Raw genomic sequence first — 16061 nt, forward strand, 5'->3', positions numbered from 1 at the left:
GCCTGTGCCGGGGCGCCTCAGGCCCCGACCTCGGGAATGTCCCGCCGCGGCGGCAGCGGGACTTCGGGGAAGATCCGCGGGAGCCGGCGCGGGAACGGGATCACCGTGGCCCGGCGCGCCACCGTGACGTGGCCGCTGACCACCTGGGCGAGCAGGATCACCAGGACCAGCAGCAGCGGCGTCCGCCAGCCCCCGGTGTGCGAGTGCAGCCAGCCGCAGGCCAGCACGCCGAAGCCGGCGATCACGTACCCCACGCCCTGGACCACAGTGGACAGGGAGAGCGAGCTGTCCTTGCTGCGCAACGAGATCGTCGTCAGGACGAACGCGAGCGACCCCATGCCCAGGCCGGTGGCCCCGGCCCACACCCAGGGCGCGACCGCCGGGGCGAGGAGCAGGCCGGCCACGCCGATGACGTTGGGCGTGGCCAGGACGACGACGAGGAGGGTCTGGTTGCGCCAGCGGCGTGTCCAGCCCGGCACCAGCCACATCATGGGCAGCCCCATGGCCATCGACACCGCGAGGCACGCGCCCGCGGTCGCCGGCGGGACACCCGCGTCGCGCAGGATGCCCGGGAGCCAGCCCATGACCAAGAAGGTCACCGTCGAGATGAGTCCGAAGTGGATGGTCAGTGCCTTGGCCCGGACGGGCCCCGACACCGCCCGCGGCGCCAGGAACTCGCCGGGTGTGCGCCGCCAGACCCCCTGGGCCACCAGGGCGGCGAGCGCCCACAACCCCAGGCCGACCCGCCACGACGACGACAGCACCGCCGCCGGGGTGACCAGCGCCCCGGCCGTGCTGCCCAGCCCGAGCCCGAGCGTGTAGGCGGCGGATCCCTTGGCCAGCAGCGGAAGCATGGTGCCGAGCACGGCGATCGACAGGCACGCCAGCGCGGTCCCGGCCAGCAGCGGAACCGGTCCGCCGAGGACCCGCCCGGCAAGCGAGACTGCCAGCCCGACCAGGGCCACGGTGACGGTCCGATGTGTTCCGACGCGACCGCACAGCCACGGCGCCGCCCAGCCGCCGAGCCCGATCGCCCACAGCGGGAGGGCGACGAGGACCGCGGCGACGAGGGAACTGGCCACGGAGATGTCCGGCAGTGCCGCGCCCATGCTGGTCACGGCCGGGCGCAGGTTGAGGGCCAGTACGAAGATCACGGCCGTGGACACGGTGGTGGCACGGGACATCGCTCCTCCTCGGGCCGAGGTCCGGAGCGTCGTGCTCCGTCAAGCCATGCTTCGCGGCATAAATGGGTCAGACATCGGTCACCTGACGTAAGGAATTACGTCCGCCGTTCGGCTCGCGGATTTTCGTCGATATCAAAGGAAACGGTATTCCCGCTCGAATGACAATAGCGGCGGGCGGCGGCGCGCTTTTCGACCATCGCCCGATACGGTTTCGTCCGACCCGCGCTGGTTTGGACGGGCCGGACGACAACGCGGCGCTTTCGCCGCGTGGAATCACGGTGGTGGAGCTGTTCGCCGGTGGCAGGAATGCCACCTCGGGTTCCTTCGTGAACAATTTACCTGGAGCGAACAGGACAACGCTAGATCCGGAGCGCGAAGCGTAGGTTGCGGTTGAGTAACCGCTATCACCCGGTTGACTGCGGAGGGTGATGGAACTTGGTTGACGTAGGCATTCGTGACCTCGAAAGGAGTCCGACCGTCGACGTTCGGTGGCGGAACCAGTCCTTCGGGGACAACGCACCGGCGTTCGCCGTCACCCTCGGTTTCTCCGGATTCCGTACCCGCACCGTCCGCCGGTCAGGTTTCGAAACCGAAATCATCATTGTGGACACCGGATTCCGCTCCGGACCCGCCAGGTCAGGTCACCAGTCCGTGGCGATAGGCGTGGACGACGGCCTGGACGCGGTCGCGCAGGTCGAGTTTGGTGAGGATGCGGGAAACGTAGGTCTTGACGGTCTCCTGGCTGATCACCAGGATCGCGGCGATCTCCTTGTTGGAAAGGCCGTCGGCGATGAGGCGCAGGACTTCCAGCTCGCGCGGGGTCAGCGGGGCCCCGCCGGATTCGCTTTCCGCCGGCCGGATCCGGGCGGCGTACCGGCCGACGAGCCGGCGGGTCACCTCCGGGGCCAGCAACGCGGCACCCGTGGCGACGGTCCGGATGCCGTGCAGCAGCTGCCCCGGCGGGGCGTCCTTGAGGAGGAACCCGCTGGCTCCCGCGCGCAAGGCTTCGTAGACGTACGCATCGAGGTTGAACGTGGTCACCACGAGCACCTTGACCGGCCGGGCCACTCCCGCGCCGGCCAGCAGGCGGGTCGCCTCGATGCCGTCGAGGACCGGCATCCGCACGTCCATCACCACGACGTCGGGGCGGAGCCGGCCGGCGAGGTCGACCGCGGTGCGGCCGTCACCGCACTCGCCGACCACCTCGAGGTCGGGCTGGGCGTCGATGATCGTCGTGAACCCGGTGCGGATCAGTGCCTGGTCGTCGCACACCAGGACACGGATCGGTCCGGTCACGACGCGCTGCCCGCCGGAATGCGGGCCCGCACCACGAAACCGCCGTCCTGCCGGCCGGCCCGGAATTCGCCGCCGAGCACGCCGACCCGTTCGCGGAGCCCGGCCAGGCCCCGTCCGCTGCCGCCGGGCGAAGCAGTGCGCGAACCCGTGCCGTCCGTGGCTACTTCCACAGTGATCTCCCGGTGCCCGTGGCGTACGTGAACAGTGGTGCCGCTGCCGTGCGCGTACTTGAGTGCGTTCGTCAAAGCTTCTTGCACGACACGGTATGCCGTGGCTTCGGCGCTCCCGGCCGCCTCTGCGGGACGGCCCTCCTCGGTGAACTCCACCGGCTGGCCGGCTTGCCGGGCGTGCTCCACGAGCGTGCGGAAATCGCCGGCGGACCGGCTTCGCGGCTCGGCGTCGTGCTCGGGGTCGAGCAGGTCCAGCAGGTGCCGCAGGTCCGTGATGGCCCGCCGCCCGGAGTCGGTGACGGCGGACAGGGCCTGGTCCAGGCGATCGGGGGAGCCGGTCAAGTAGCGCGCCGCCTCGGTCTGCACGACCATCGCGGTCACGTGGTGGGTCACGACGTCGTGGAGTTCGCGGGCGATGCGGGTGCGTTCGGCGATGCGGGTGGTCTCGGCGACGTGGTGACGGCGTTCCGCCTCGGCGGCCCGGGATCGGCGCAGCCAGCTCCCGATGCCCCACGCCAGAGCCAGGGCCAGGTAGAACGTCACGAAGCCGGTCACGCCCTCCGCCGCCCCGTCCCGGGTGAGGGCGATGGCCAGCGGCACGTAGGCCACCGAAGCCAGGACCGCGGTGGGCAGGCGGAACCGCTCGAGGTGGGCCGCGGTGCTGATCAGCGCGATCGGCACCGCGGTCCCCGCGACCGTGTGGTAGCCGCGGAGCTGGTCGAGGGCGAAGCCGGCCGCCACCAGGATGAGGCAGGCGGCCGGGAAACGCCTGCGGATGATCAGCGGAAGGCATTCGAGGGCGACCACGACGACGCCCAGCGCGTCCATCGGACGGGTCGGGACGTCCCCGAGCCGCGTGCCGTCGTTGTGCAGCGCGGGAACCAGCGAGGCCAGGACGAGCACCAGCGCGAGAGGGGCGTCCCGGACCGTGACGTCGAACCGTCTCCACCGGTCCGCGCCGCGCCGGAGGTCGATCACGGGACGAGGGTAGCGGCCGGGGCGGCGCGCGCCCGGCCGAGCCCACGTCCCCGCTCCGGGCGAAGGATGGTGTCCCCCGTGCGAGCTACGCGCAAGTGTCCCCTGTGCGGTGACGACTCCAAGCCGTCGGCTCCCTAGCGTTCCGGGCACCCGCGGCGCGGACCGCGGAGGCCGGGACCGGCCGAGTCGACGACCGATCGTGGGGTAGTGATGTTTCGCACTGTCAAGGCGTCCGCTGTCGCTGTGCTGTTCTGCGCGGTGGCTGTCCCGGTGCTCGCGGGGTGCGACGAGGCCTCGGACCCGGACGAGGACGCTCCGACGTCGTCGGCGGCAGCCGGCACTGGTCAGGCCGGCACGGATCCGGTTTCCGGCACGGTGAAGATCACCGTCGACGGCCGGTCGGTGAACGTGTCCTGTTCGGGTGCGCCGGCCGGCGACCGGCCGGTCGTCGTCCTGCTGGCCGGGCTGGGCGACGGCCTGGACAAGCTGGCCGGGTTCCAGAAGGCGCTGAGCGGGCAGGGCCGGGTCTGTTCCTACGACCGGCTCGGCGAAGGCGCCAGCGACCAGCCGGACGGCCCGCAGACCTTCGACAGCACCGGCAAGGTCCTGACGGGAGTGCTGGACCGGGTCGCCGGGCACCACCCGGTCGTGCTGGCCGGGCATTCCCTGGGCGGGTTGATCGCCGCCCGGTACGCACCCTCCCACCGGGACCGGGTCGCCGGGCTGGTCCTGATGGACGCGACCCCGTCGACCATCGTCGCCGACACCACGACCCTGATCCCGGAGTCGGCCACCGGCCAGGCGGCCGAGCTGCGCGGGCAGAGCCTCGCGGTCTACGGCGGCCAGAACCCGGAGAAGCTGACCATCCAGGACGGGAAAGCGGGCTCCGCCGGCGACATCCCGGTGGAGGTCGTCCAGCACGGGCAGCCCTACCTCGCCGCCGTACCCGAGTACGGGGCCGCCCTGGAAAAGGCGTGGTCCGAAGGGCAGCGCAAGTGGCTTGGGCTGTCCGGCCGCGCCAAGCCGGTCACCGCGGCCACCAGCGGCCACTACATCTACGTCGACCAGCCGGATGTCGCCGTGCAGGCCATCCAGCGCGTCACCGCGGCGGCCGCGGAATAGCCAGCTGGCCGCGGGCGGGGTCCAGGACCGTCCGCGGGTCGTCCGGGGTGGTGTCGCCGCGCCAGGCGACGTACCCGTCGGGCCGGACCAGGACGTACCGGGCGGCGTAGAGACCGTGCAGATCCGGCCGGCTGAGCCGGTACCGGATCAGCGGCACGCCGCCCGCCCGCGCTGCGGTTTCCCATTCGGGCGCGGGCGGTGCGGCGACCTCCAGCAGCGTGAAACCAGGGCCGAGCTCGTCCTGGAGCGACCGGTTCCGGTCGAGCCACAGGTGCGGCAGCCGGTGGCCGGGGGCACTGGAGGGCCGGTACTCCGACCCGGTGGAGGCCGGGTCGGGGCCGTCGTCGGGAATGACGAGCGGCGAGCCGGGATACGCGGTGCCGAGGACGAAACCGAGGGTGTACATCTCGGCCGTCTTGGCCTGCCGGATCAGCTCCGCGGTCTTGGCGCGCGCGGCCCGGCCGTCCGGCCCGTCGTCGTCCAGTCCCGGCACCGCGAGCTCACCGGTCAGCACCCGCATGTTCCGCTCGGCCTCCGCGATGGCGCGCCGGGCGACGGGACGGCGTTCGGTCTCGTAGGAGTCGAGCAGCTCGGGGCCGGCCCAGCCGCGCAGCGCGGCCGCGAGCTTCCAGCCCAGGTCGGCGGCGTCCCCGATGCCGGTGTTGGCGCCGAACCCACCCCAGGGCGGGTTCTGGTGGGCGGCGTCGCCGGCGAGGAAACAGCGGCCCGCCCGGTAGTGGTCGGCCACCAGCATCCGGGCCGTCCAGGGATCGATCGCCGTCACGGTAAGGGGTGCTTCGGCGCCGATCATGCGGTGGACCGCTCGTTCGCACCACGCGGCGTCGGCGTCTTCCGGTGCGTTGATGATGATGGCCCACCACAGGTCTTCGGTGTCGAGCGTGCCCATCAGGCCGTTGACCTCGGGGTCGACCACCCAGTACTGCACGGCGCGGCCCAGGTCGTGGCGGGCGCTCAGCCCGGGCGCGTCGAAGATGACCTGCACGTTGCGGATCTCGTGACTCCGCCCGGTCAGCGGGATGCCGCAGGCCCGCCGGACCGCGCTGCGGGCACCGTCGGCGCCGACGAGGTAGCTGCCTCGCACCACGCGCTCCCGCCCCGCACCGTCGGTCGCGGTCGCGGTGACTCCGGTGGCGTCCTGCTCGAGACCCGTCAGCGTCCAGCCCCAGCGCGCGCTGACCGTCTCCCGCCCGGCGAGGGTGTCGCGCAGGGCTGCCTCGACGTGGTTCTGCGCGCACCACAGGGCGGGCTCGGCCAGCTCGGTCCGTTGCACGTCGCTGAGGGCGAACACGCCGTCGAAGCGTTCCAGCCGGTGCCCGGTGAGGGAGGTGCAGAAGACCGCCGAATCGGACCACCCGAACGGCAGGCGTGCGTGGTCCCGGACCGCGCCGGCGATGCCCAGGCGCCGGAAGATCTCCATCGACCGGGGGTTCATCTGCTTGCACCGCGGGGACGCCAGGCTCGGCTCCGGCCGCGGTTCGAGCAGCACGCAGTCGATGCCCCGCGCGCCGAGTTCGTGGGCGAGGGTCAGGCCGACCGGGCCGCCACCGGCGATGACGACCTCGGTCGTCTCCACGCCGGGGGTGTCGATGCTGCTCGTCATGACAAGGGCTCCCAGCGAGTCGTCCGCGGCCGGCGATCGGCATGATCGTCATCGCGCAGGGTACGGCGAGCACCCCGAAAAGGGTAGGCGTGACGCGCAAAATGGATCATCGGCCGCCGGAAGATTCGTGGAACGGGATCCGGATCTCGCTTTCCCTGATGCGGCGGGTCTTTGGTCCCCGCCCATGGGGAAGAAGAACTCTGGCCCCACGCTACCCGGCTGCGGGAAATTGTCACGATGCGGAATTCATACGCCATTCTTCTCGTCGGGGCGCTTCTGGTGGGGAGCGCCGGTTGCGGTCGCGGATCGGATACCGCGCCTTCGCCGGTCGTGATCCCGGGTACTTCGGCCAATGCCTACATCGCGGCCATGGTGCCCGCGCTGGACGCGGTCAACGCGGCGGTGGCCGGAATCCCCACCGAGTGCGGACCGTGGAACGAGCAGGAGTGCCGGGTCGCGCTGCAGCGGGTCCACGACGCCAACGCCGGGCTGGAGAAGACGTTGGCGGCCGGGACCGTTCCTGATTGTCTCCGCGAGGCCGATACCGAAATGCGCACCTCGGTCAAGTTGATGGACGAGGCCATGCACAACGGGATCGACGGGCAGAGCTACACCGCCGTGCAGCACATGGCCCGCGAGCTCGAGGAAGCCGGCACGCACGAGATCCGGGCCATGAACCTTCTGCAGAACGCTTCCTGCTGAGCCTCAGTGAGGTTCAGCACGGCGTTCGTCGATGCCATACCGAGCTTATCGTGAGTGAGAAACGGGGTTAGAACACGGTTTCTCACTCACGACCCCGGTCAACGAACCTCAGACACCAGCCGGTCAGACCGGACCCGCTGGGCGCCACGGATGCAGGCCGCTCGCGCGGCCCGTCACCACGGGTCTTCAGGCGCCTATTTGCCAGACCAACGCGGCTTTGGACCATTCGTGTCCGGCCGCCTTCCACTTTTCGGCTGCCGAGCGGTAGTTGCTCACTGCCTGCTGCACACCGCCCGTGCCCGGACCGTGGAGTCGCGAACCCGTGAGGTCGGCCAGCCAGTCCCGCGCATCAGGAAGTGCGGAGGGCTCGGCCCTCCTGGCGGTTCGTTCGTAGGCCTGGGCGAGAGCCTGGTTGTGGCGGGCTTTCGCCTCGTGCTGCTGGGCGCTGTCCTGCGTGGCTTTGAAATCACCTGGCCTCAAGGCCCCGAGCAGATCGTACGGATTCATCGTGGTGATGCGCTGTCCCGGCCAGGAACGCGGCAAGCCGTACGGACCGGCGCCGGAGGGTCGTTGCGGCTTCGAGGCCCGCGCCCGCCTGGCCTTGGCGGCCGCGTCCTGGGCACTCGTGTGCGCGAAGTCCGCAAGCATGTGAGCGGAATCGGCGTCGGCACGTGCTCGCCTCAGCATGCGTTCGTCGTGCTTCGACATCGTCTTGTCGCGACCCGAAGTGACCATCGAAGTCCCTCCTTCGCTCGAACCGGTTCGGGCCCGCCCCCAGCCGGGCTCGTGGTCTCCAGTACAGCCGGTGGCGGTGGCCGAAGACATGGGACTTCCTCCCGCCGGCCGTGGCCTTTGGTCACCAGGTGCACGAGGCCGCCTCGGCACGTGCCCGTTCGCCGCCTCAGCCGGAGACGGCGAGCACGTGCTTGCCCAGTACGCCGCCGCGCTCGAAGGCCTCGTGGGCGGCGGCGATGTCGGCCAGCGGGTACACGCGGTGCACCACCGGGCGAAGTGCGCCGGAGGTGACGTGATCGGCCAGCTCGTCCAGCGCGGCGGAACCGGGGTTGGCGCTGAACGTGCGGATGCGCCGGGAGCCGTGGATGCTCGACGCCGCGATCGCGGCCAGGGCGGGAGCCGACAGCCCGACGGTGACCATCCGGCCGCCCTTGGCCAGCCTGCTGCGGTAGCAGTGCAGCTCGGCGCCGACCGTGTCGACGATGACGTCGAACGGCCCGATCTCCTCCGAGGTGGTGGTGCCGTAGTCGAGGACCTCGTCGGCTCCCAGGTCACGCAGGACCGCGGCGTGGCGGTCGCGGGCCAGCGCGGTGACGTGGCCACCCATCGCCCGGGCCAGCTGCACCGCCGCGGTGCCGACGCCACCGGCCGCGCCCCGGACCAGGACCCGCTCGCCGTCGGCCAGCCGGACACTGTCGCGCAGGGCGATCAAGGCGGTGCTGCCCGCGACGACCAGGGACGCCGCCTCGACCGCGGAAACACCCACCGGTGCGGGGCTGATGCGGTCGGCGGAAACCACGACGTACTCGGCGGCCCCGGCGACGGTGTGCCGTCCGCGGGGGTGCACCGTGCCCCACACCCGGTCCCCGGCGCGGTAGCCCCGGACGTCGGTGCCGGTCGTGACGACGACACCGGCGAAGTCCAGGCCGACCCCGATCGGGAACGCCCGGCCCGACACCATCTTCAGCCCACCGGCCCGCACGATCGTGTCGTGTCCGTTCACGCTGGACGCCTCGACCGCCACCAGGACCTCGTCGGGGCCGGGGGAGGGGCGGTCGGTTTCGGTGACCCGGAGGACGTCCGGTGCGCCGAAGCTCCCGATCTGTGCGGCCTTCATGTCGTGTTCCCTTCCGTGGTCGGCTGTGTGCCACCGATCCTGCGGGCCGCTCGCGGAAACACGGTCGTTCGCGTTGTCCTGGGACTGCCGGACCCACCTTCGCCGGGCCCGCCCCGGGCATACTGGGCCGGTGACCGACGACCCCCGCCGCGCGCTGGCCGAGTTCCTGCGGACCCGGCGGACCCGCGTGCGGCCGCAGGACGTCGGCCTGGAGCCGGGTCCGCGGCGGCGCGTCGCCGGGCTCCGCCGCGAGGAACTGGCCCTGCTGGCCGGAGTGAGCTCGGACTACTACCAGCGCATGGAGCAGGGCCGCGACGTGCGGCCGTCGGACCAGGTCCTCGACGCCATCGCCGGCGCGCTGAACTTCTCCGCCGAGGAGACCCGGCACCTGCACAGCCTCGCGGCCGCCGCGCGCACCCCGCCCCGCCCCGCCCGCCGGTACCCGCCGGAGGGGGTGCCACCGACCACGATGCGGCTGCTGCACGCGACGACCTCGCCCGCGCTGGTCGTCGGGCGCTTCCTGGACGTGCTGGCCTGGAACCCGCTGGCCGGCGCGCTGCTGGGCGCGTTCACCGAGGTGCCCCGGGCCGAGCGGAACCTCCTGGCCCTGCTGCTGCACCCGGAGGCGGGCGAGGCGTGCCCGGAGCGGGCGGCCACGGTCGCGGAGCTGACCGCGATGTTGCGGGCCCAGGTCGCCGCCGAGCCGGGGCACCCGCGCGCGGTGGAGCTGGTGGGTGAGCTGGCGGTGCGCAGCACGGAGTTCGCGACGCTGTGGGCCCGCCACGACGTCGAGGACACGACACGCGGCCGGATGCGCGTCGATCACCCGCTGGTCGGGGAGCTGAACCTGGACTGGGACGCCTACCCGATGCCGGGCGCGCCCGGGCCCGTGCTCATCGTCTACACCGCGGAGCCGGGCAGCCCGGACGACGAACGGCTTCGGCTGCTGGCCGGCGTGCTCGACGCACCCGGCCCCACAGCGAGCAACCAGTCGGCGGCCCGCGCCGGATCCGGATCGCCGGCGGCATCGGAAGCCCGCCGTTCCCAGGGCGGCTGACCGCCGAGCGAGGGGAGAGCACGCGATCGAGGCCGACACGGCCTTCCTGCCCGATCAGGGCGCGGCCACCGGTCGGCTGCCGGCTGTACGACCCGGACGACGTTGCTTGCTGCCCGACGGCAGGCGCCGCCTCGGTACGTTTTCCGTGGTTTGGCCGCAGTCTCAGACCGCTCGACACCATCCAGACTGCGGACCCGAACGGACAGCGCAGCCGTCACTGACCCTTGCCGCCACCCGGCGGTCGTGAGTTGGTGATCACCCGCGGATCCGCTCCGCTGGACCTGCACGGCATCCCCCGGCGTCATGAGAGCGCATCTCACCTGGTATCCGGATACTGGGTTGATGGGGACCGATGAGCTCGTACGCGATGTGACCTTCCCGAGCACCGACGTGGTGTTGGCTGGGTCGCTCACCGTTCCCGATCGCCGTGCTCCGGCCCCGGGGGTGGTCATGGTCGGCGGTTCCGGACCGTCGGACCGGAACAACGACACCTTCTTCCCGCCGATCCGCAGGCGACTCGCGGAAGCCGGCTTCGCCGTGCTGTCCTACGACAAGCGCGGGGTCGGCGCCTCCTCCGGTGACTGGCGCGAAGCAACCATCGACGACTTCGCGGTCGACGCCGTCGCCGCGCTGGACTTCCTCCGTGCCCAGCCAGGTGTGCGGGCCGAAGCCACCGGCCTGTTCGGGCACAGCGAAGGCGGCTGGGTCGTCCTGTGCGCCGCGGCCCGGGAGGACGTGCCCTGGGTGGTCACCAACGGCTGCCCCGGCATGACACCCGCGGCTCAGGACCGGTACGCGCTGGCCACCGCCCTTCAGGCGATAGCCGGCGTCACGTGCGACGACGCCGATGTGACACTGGCCGCGTACGACCGTCTCGTCGAGGCCGGTCGGCGCGGTGCCGGCTTCGCCGAAGCAACACGATTGGTCCGCACTTCTCCTATCCCTGCTGTGGTCACCGACCTGTTCGGCGAGTACTGGTCCGAAATGGACGAAAGCCTCTGGGAATTCACCAAGCGCAAGCAAGACCACGATCCGATCCCGAACGCGCTGCGCCTGCGCTGTCCCCACCTGGCGACCTTCGGCGGCGCCGACGAACTGGTTCCGGTGGCCGACAGCATCAGCCTGTTCGCCGCGGCCGCCTGCCATCCCGATCGCCATCCGCGGGCCACCCTGGCCGTCGAGGTGTTCCCCCATGCCGACCACCGCGTTCAGGTCGGCGGTGGCACCGCTTTGGCGTCCGGTTACCTCGAAACCCTGACCCGGTGGATCACCGAGCGGCTCGACATCGATTCGACCGCCTGAACGCACGCTCAGCGGCAATCGCGGACGTCCGGGCGGCTCCTCGATTGCCTGCGCTTCTTCACTCCAGCCAGATCGGGACGATCGACACCACGAGCAGTGCGGCCAAAGCCGTGTTCGCGACGCGCCAGTGGCGGTCGGTGGTGAGCCTGGCCGCCATCAGCCGTCCGCAGGAACACCACAGCAGCAGGTTGGGGACGACGACGACGGCGAAAACGCTGCCCAGGATCGCCGCGAGCACGAACGGGTCGGAAGAGATCGTGGAATACCCGGCGACTGCGCTCAGCGCCAGCACCCAGACCTTCGGATTCAGCCAGCTCGCCAGCAGCCCGGTGGTGAAGGTCCGGGAGCCCTGCGCGTCCTGCGTCCCGGCCGGCCTGCCGGACCGCAGAATCCGCACGGCCAGCCACAGCAGGTACCCGGTGCCCGCCGCCCGCAGGGCGACCTGGGTGTGTGGCACCGCGGTGACGACGAAGCCGAGGCCCAGCGCAGCCAGCACGACCAGCGACACGACGCCGAGGCCGAGGCCGGCCAGCAACCGCAGGCTGGCGCGCAGCCCGAACCGCAGACCGCTGTCGGTCGCCAGCACGTTGTTCGTTCCGGGACTGACCACCATGACCACCGCGAACAGCAGCAGTGGCCAGATCAACTCGGGCATCCGGGACCTCCGTTCGTTTCCTCTCCCATCGTCGGAGGCGCGCGTGCCGTCAGTCCAGCAATTACCGTTCGTCTGTTGCTCATTTTGCGCCAGATGCGCAACTATGTTGCGCATGGCACTGGACAGCATCGACCAGGCGATCCTCCGGATCCTGCAGCGCGACGGCCGGATGTCGAACCGGGACCTCGCGTCCGCGGTCGGCCTGTCGGCCGCACCGTGTCTGCGTCGCGTGCAGCGGCTGGAGGAGCAGGGCTACATCAGCGGCTACGCGGCCCTCGTCGACCGCGACCTGGTCGGCCGCGGACTCACCGTCTTCATCACGGTCCGGCTGGCGCAGCACACCAAGCGCGCCATCGAACGGTTCGAAACCGAGATCGTGCAGGACCCCGCCGTGCTGGAGTGCCACTGGACCGCCGGGGAAACGGACTACCTGCTCAAGGTCGCCGTCGCCGACCTGCGCGACCTCGACCGGTTCCTGCTCGAACGGATGACCCGGATCGAGGGCGTGGCCACCCTGCACTCCGGCATCGCGATCCGCACCGTCAAGCACACCACGGTGGTTCCGGTCGACTGATCGCCTCGGCGACCCGGGTGCGGAAAACCGCGCGGCAGAAAACGTTGACAATCACGACGGCAAATGCCCGTCGACAAACAATGTGTCGGGAGAATTGAGACGTCCATCCTGTTGCACGACGCGGCATTTCATGGCCTGCGCGGGTGTAGCTAGCTCACCGCAAGCGCTGTGACCTGCGGTAAGCCACCTAAGATGGTGGCACGAGTGCCCGACTTCGTCGGCAGGAGGTGGCCCGTTCGGACAACCTGTTGCACGAACCGGAATTTCGTGTCCTCGGTGACGCCCAGATAGCTTCGGATTCATGAATTGGAGCTTTCAGACGGCCGAAGAACTCGTTGTCGCGTTGCGCGCCGGTGCGGTGACGGCGGTGGAACTGACCGACGAGGCGATCGCCCGTATCGAGCGTGACGACGAGGTGGTCAACGCGATCTGCGTGCGGGACTTCGACCGGGCGCGGGCCGCCGCGCACCGTGCCGACCAGGCACGCGCGCGGGGGGAGGACCGGCCGCTGCTCGGTGTTCCGGTGACGGTCAAGGAGTCCTACGACATCGCCGGGCTGCCCACGACCTGGGGCATGCCGCCGCACCGGGACTATCTGCCGGCCGAGGACGCGGTCCAGGTGTCGCGGCTCAAGGCCGCGGGCGCGGTGGTGCTCGGCAAGACCAATGTGCCGCTGGGGTTGCAGGACATCCAGAGCTTCAACGAGATCTACGGCACCACCACCAACCCGTGGGATCCCGGTCGCACGTCGGGCGGATCCTCCGGCGGGTCGGCGGCGGCCCTGGCGTCCGGGTTCGGCGCGCTGTCCATCGGTTCCGACATCGCCGGCTCGCTGCGCACCCCTGCGCATTTCTGCGGCGTCTACGCGCACAAGCCGACGCTCGGGCTGGCGGCCGGCCGCGGGATGGTCCCGCCGGCCGAGCCTGCCTTGCCGGTCGAGCTCGACCTCGCCGTCGTCGGTCCGATGGCGCGCACCGCCCGCGACCTCACGCTCCTGCTCGACGTGATGGTCGGGCCGGACCCGCTGACGTTCGGCAAGGCGCACAACGTGACGCTGCCGCCCGCGCGCCACGAGCGGCTCGGCGATTTCCGGGTCCTGGTCGTCGACGAGCATCCGCTCCTTCCGACCGGGGCCGCCGTGCGGGCGGGCGTGAACCGGGTGGCCGCCGCGCTCGCCGACGGCGGCGCCCGCGTCGAACGGCACAGTCCGCTGCTGCCCGATCTGGCCGAAGCCGCGACGCTCTACATGCAGTTGCTGATTTCGGGTTCCGTTGCGCGTTTTCCCACCGAATCGCTCGAGCAGCTGCGGACCCGCGTCGCCGGACTGGGCGCCGACCGGAGTCTCGACGCGACGCGGCTGCGCGCCATGTTGTTCAGCCACCGCGACTGGATGGAGGCGAACCGCCTTCGCGAGGTCCACCGCCACGGCTGGCGGCAGCTGTTCGCCGAGTTCGACGCCGTGGTGTGCCCGATCACGCCGACGCCCGCGTTCCCGCACGACCACAGCCCCAATCCGATGGAACGGCGGATCGACATCGACGGCGTCGAGTACCCGTACTTCGACCAGCTCGTCTGGGCCGGGCTGGCCACCATGCCCGGTCTGCCCGCCACCGCGGTACCGGCGGGCCGGTCCCCCGAGGGCCTGCCGGTCGGGGTGCAGCTCATCGGTCCGATGTTCGAGGACCGCACCCCGCTGCGGCTGGCCGAACTGCTGGAGCAGGAGATCGGCGGCTTCCAGGCACCGAAGTAGGGCGCAGGGGAGCGATCGTCAGGGCTGTGCCCGCTGGGCGTGGCGCCACCGCTGCGGGGTGATGCCGTACCGGTCGCGGAAACGGCGGACGAGATAGGTGGCGTCACGCAGGCCGGTCCGGGCGGCCACGACGTCGAGGGGCAGGTCGGTTTCGCGCAGCATCCGGCGGACTTCGGTCATGCGCCGTTCGGTGATCCATTCGAGCAGGGGACGGCCGGTGCGCCGGCGGAGCACGGTGGTGAGATGCCCTGGGGTGTAGCCGAGCGCGCGGGCGACATCCGCGGCGGAGATCGGCTCCCGGAACGTCGCCTCGATCTCGGCGAAGACCCGCTCGGTGAGCGGGTCCGGCGTGCCCGGCGACGACGGTGCCAGCCGCGCGGCCGCGACCAGGAGCCGGGTGAGCAGCGCGGCGGCGGCCTCGTGGGCGCCGAGCCGATACGGGTCGGCGAGCTCCTCGGCCAGGTCCGCCATCCACGCCGACCAGCGCGCCCGGTCCGGCCCGGCGACCCGGCCGGGCACCGCGCCGGGAGCGAACAGGGCGAGCAGGGGATGGTGCGCCCAGGACAGTGGGGAGACCGAGGTCAGCGCGGGGACGGCGTCCGGCGTGAACGCGACCGACCACGCACGGCCGCGGGCGAGCTCCGCGACGTCCTCGACGCTGATGACCTGCCCGGGAGGCACGGCGTGGACCTCGCCGGCCCTCAGCAGCCGTTCGGCGCCGTCGACGGCGAACGAGCCGGTGCCGTCCTCGATGTAGACCAGGACCAGGAAGTCGTGGGCGTGCCGGTGGCCCGGCGGAAGGTGGGCGTGGGCGTCTTCGGTGTCGAAGCGCACCACCGTGACCGGAGGCACGCCGGGCCGCTGCCGGTGCCGGTAGACCGGCGTTCCATCGGGTCGCACCGTGCGCAGCACCGAAGAAGCTCCCGGCACGTCACTGACCGAAGAATGTCCCACGTTGACCACCGTACGTCCTGCTGCGGAACCGCAGGAAGTCCAAGACTGGAGGAGGGCGACACCGGGTCTGCCACCGACTGCGCAGGGAGCACTTCATGGCGACGACGAGCGACGTACGGTTCCTCGATCAGCGCACTCCGGAGGAGCGGGACCGCCCGTTCCTGCCGGGTGCCGGGAAGACCTGGCTTCTCCCGTTCTACGACGTCCTCACGCGGTTCGCCGGTGTTCGCGCGGTGCACGAGCGGCTGGCCGGACTCGCCGGCGTCGAGCCGGGCCAGGCGGTGGTCGACGTCGGCTGCGGCACGGCCAACCTGTCGCTGGCCGTGCTCGCGGCTCAGCCGGGCGCCCGGCTGACCGGCCTCGATCCCGACCGGGACGCGCTGCGGCGGGGCATGCGCAAAGCGCGCCGCCGCGGTGTCGCCCTCACCCTCGTTCAGGGTTACGCCGACCGGATCCCCGCCGAGGACGCCTCTCTGGACCACGTGATCTCGTCCTTGGCCCTGCACCACCTCGATGGCGACAGCCGGGCCGCGTTCGCCCGCGACGCATTCCGCGCCCTCCGGCCGGGAGGCAAGGTCACCATCGCCGACTTCGGCGGCTCCGGCGACCCCGCGCACGGCCACGGCCGGCACCTGCCCCGCTTCCTGCGTTTCCGGGTGGAACGGAACCCGCAGGTGGCCGCCAACCACGGCGACGGCATCGTCGCGCTGCTGGCCGATGCCGGGTTCGGCGACGCACGGGAGGCCGCGCACGCCGACCACCGGCTCGGCCGGATCACCTTCGTGCAGGCGACCCGTCCCTCCACAGGAGAGCCGGCTCGCTGACCGGTCGCGTGGGCCACGCG

General features: G+C 71.5%; 16 protein-coding genes. 7 read left to right on the forward strand and 9 right to left on the reverse strand.

The genetic code is table 11. The features are described from left to right. Positions 1-17 precede the first annotated feature (17 nt). The 4 genes from QRX60_RS30570 to QRX60_RS30585 form a co-directional block, all read right to left on the reverse strand. The gene (locus QRX60_RS30570) at positions 18-1184 is read right to left on the reverse strand and encodes an MFS transporter (protein ID WP_285994884.1); all 1167 of its coding nucleotides are present in this window, start codon (positions 1182-1184) and stop codon (positions 18-20) included. 67 nt (positions 1185-1251) lie between these two features. Next, complete coding sequence (locus tag QRX60_RS30575) at positions 1252-1497, reverse strand: hypothetical protein (protein WP_285994885.1); 246 nt, start codon at positions 1495-1497, stop codon at positions 1252-1254. Positions 1498-1820: 323 nt separating this feature from the next. Continuing rightward, a complete protein-coding gene (locus QRX60_RS30580; RefSeq protein WP_285994886.1) occupies positions 1821-2480 on the reverse strand; it encodes a response regulator in 660 nt (219 codons plus the stop codon). After that, positions 2477-3628, reverse strand: coding sequence for a sensor histidine kinase (locus QRX60_RS30585; protein WP_285994887.1), 1152 nt, complete (start codon positions 3626-3628; stop codon positions 2477-2479). Before QRX60_RS30585 ends, QRX60_RS30580 begins: the two co-directional genes overlap by 4 nt. 210 nt (positions 3629-3838) lie before the next feature. Between QRX60_RS30585 and QRX60_RS30590 the strand changes: the two genes are divergently transcribed. Beyond that, complete coding sequence (locus tag QRX60_RS30590; RefSeq protein ID WP_286003733.1) at positions 3839-4750, forward strand: alpha/beta fold hydrolase; 912 nt, start codon at positions 3839-3841, stop codon at positions 4748-4750. On the opposite strand, the gene QRX60_RS30595 is transcribed toward QRX60_RS30590, so the two are convergent. After that, complete coding sequence (locus QRX60_RS30595; RefSeq protein ID WP_285994888.1) at positions 4728-6371, reverse strand: FAD-dependent monooxygenase; 1644 nt, start codon at positions 6369-6371, stop codon at positions 4728-4730. The genes QRX60_RS30590 and QRX60_RS30595 overlap by 23 nt on opposite strands. Before the next feature lie 237 nt (positions 6372-6608). On the opposite strand from QRX60_RS30595, the gene QRX60_RS30600 reads away from it, so the two are divergent. Further along, positions 6609-7073 carry a hypothetical protein gene (locus QRX60_RS30600; protein ID WP_285994889.1) on the forward strand — a complete coding sequence of 155 codons (465 nt, stop codon included), beginning with the start codon at positions 6609-6611 and terminating at the stop codon, positions 7071-7073. Between the two features lie 186 nt (positions 7074-7259). Here the strand turns inward: QRX60_RS30600 and QRX60_RS30605 are convergent, their stop codons facing one another. Both QRX60_RS30605 and QRX60_RS30610 read right to left on the reverse strand, forming a co-directional pair. Beyond that, positions 7260-7808: a hypothetical protein gene (locus QRX60_RS30605; protein WP_285994890.1), complete on the reverse strand. Its 549-nt coding sequence runs from the start codon at positions 7806-7808 to the stop codon at positions 7260-7262. A 166-nt stretch (positions 7809-7974) separates the two neighbouring features. Further along, positions 7975-8925, reverse strand: a complete 951-nt coding sequence (locus tag QRX60_RS30610; RefSeq protein ID WP_285994891.1) for an NADP-dependent oxidoreductase — start codon at positions 8923-8925, stop codon at positions 7975-7977. Between the two features lie 130 nt (positions 8926-9055). Here QRX60_RS30610 and QRX60_RS30615 point away from each other — a divergent pair, with 130 nt between their 5' ends. Together QRX60_RS30615 and QRX60_RS30620 are read left to right on the forward strand one after the other, a co-directional pair. After that, the gene (locus tag QRX60_RS30615; RefSeq protein WP_285994892.1) at positions 9056-9982 is read left to right on the forward strand and encodes a helix-turn-helix domain-containing protein; all 927 of its coding nucleotides are present in this window, start codon (positions 9056-9058) and stop codon (positions 9980-9982) included. Positions 9983-10324: 342 nt separating this feature from the next. Then, positions 10325-11284, forward strand: a complete 960-nt coding sequence (locus QRX60_RS30620; RefSeq protein ID WP_285994893.1) for an alpha/beta hydrolase family protein — start codon at positions 10325-10327, stop codon at positions 11282-11284. Between the two features lie 58 nt (positions 11285-11342). On the opposite strand, the gene QRX60_RS30625 is transcribed toward QRX60_RS30620, so the two are convergent. Then, positions 11343-11939 (reverse strand): LysE family translocator, encoded by a 597-nt coding sequence (locus QRX60_RS30625; RefSeq protein ID WP_285994894.1) that lies wholly within the window; start codon positions 11937-11939, stop codon positions 11343-11345. Positions 11940-12051: 112 nt separating this feature from the next. Between QRX60_RS30625 and QRX60_RS30630 the strand changes: the two genes are divergently transcribed. Next, complete coding sequence (locus QRX60_RS30630) at positions 12052-12513, forward strand: Lrp/AsnC family transcriptional regulator (RefSeq protein WP_285994895.1); 462 nt, start codon at positions 12052-12054, stop codon at positions 12511-12513. 301 nt (positions 12514-12814) lie between these two features. Beyond that, a complete protein-coding gene (locus QRX60_RS30635) occupies positions 12815-14263 on the forward strand; it encodes an amidase (RefSeq protein ID WP_285994896.1) in 1449 nt (482 codons plus the stop codon). Between the two features lie 18 nt (positions 14264-14281). On the opposite strand, the gene QRX60_RS30640 is transcribed toward QRX60_RS30635, so the two are convergent. After that, the gene (locus QRX60_RS30640; protein WP_285994897.1) at positions 14282-15217 is read right to left on the reverse strand and encodes an AraC family transcriptional regulator; all 936 of its coding nucleotides are present in this window, start codon (positions 15215-15217) and stop codon (positions 14282-14284) included. Positions 15218-15312: 95 nt separating this feature from the next. On the opposite strand from QRX60_RS30640, the gene QRX60_RS30645 reads away from it, so the two are divergent. Next, positions 15313-16041, forward strand: a complete 729-nt coding sequence (locus tag QRX60_RS30645) for a class I SAM-dependent methyltransferase (protein WP_285994898.1) — start codon at positions 15313-15315, stop codon at positions 16039-16041. The last annotated feature ends 20 nt before the right edge of the window (positions 16042-16061 follow it).

This window comes from Amycolatopsis mongoliensis, assembly GCF_030285665.1.
Taxonomy (GTDB): Bacteria; Actinomycetota; Actinomycetes; order Mycobacteriales; family Pseudonocardiaceae; genus Amycolatopsis; species Amycolatopsis mongoliensis.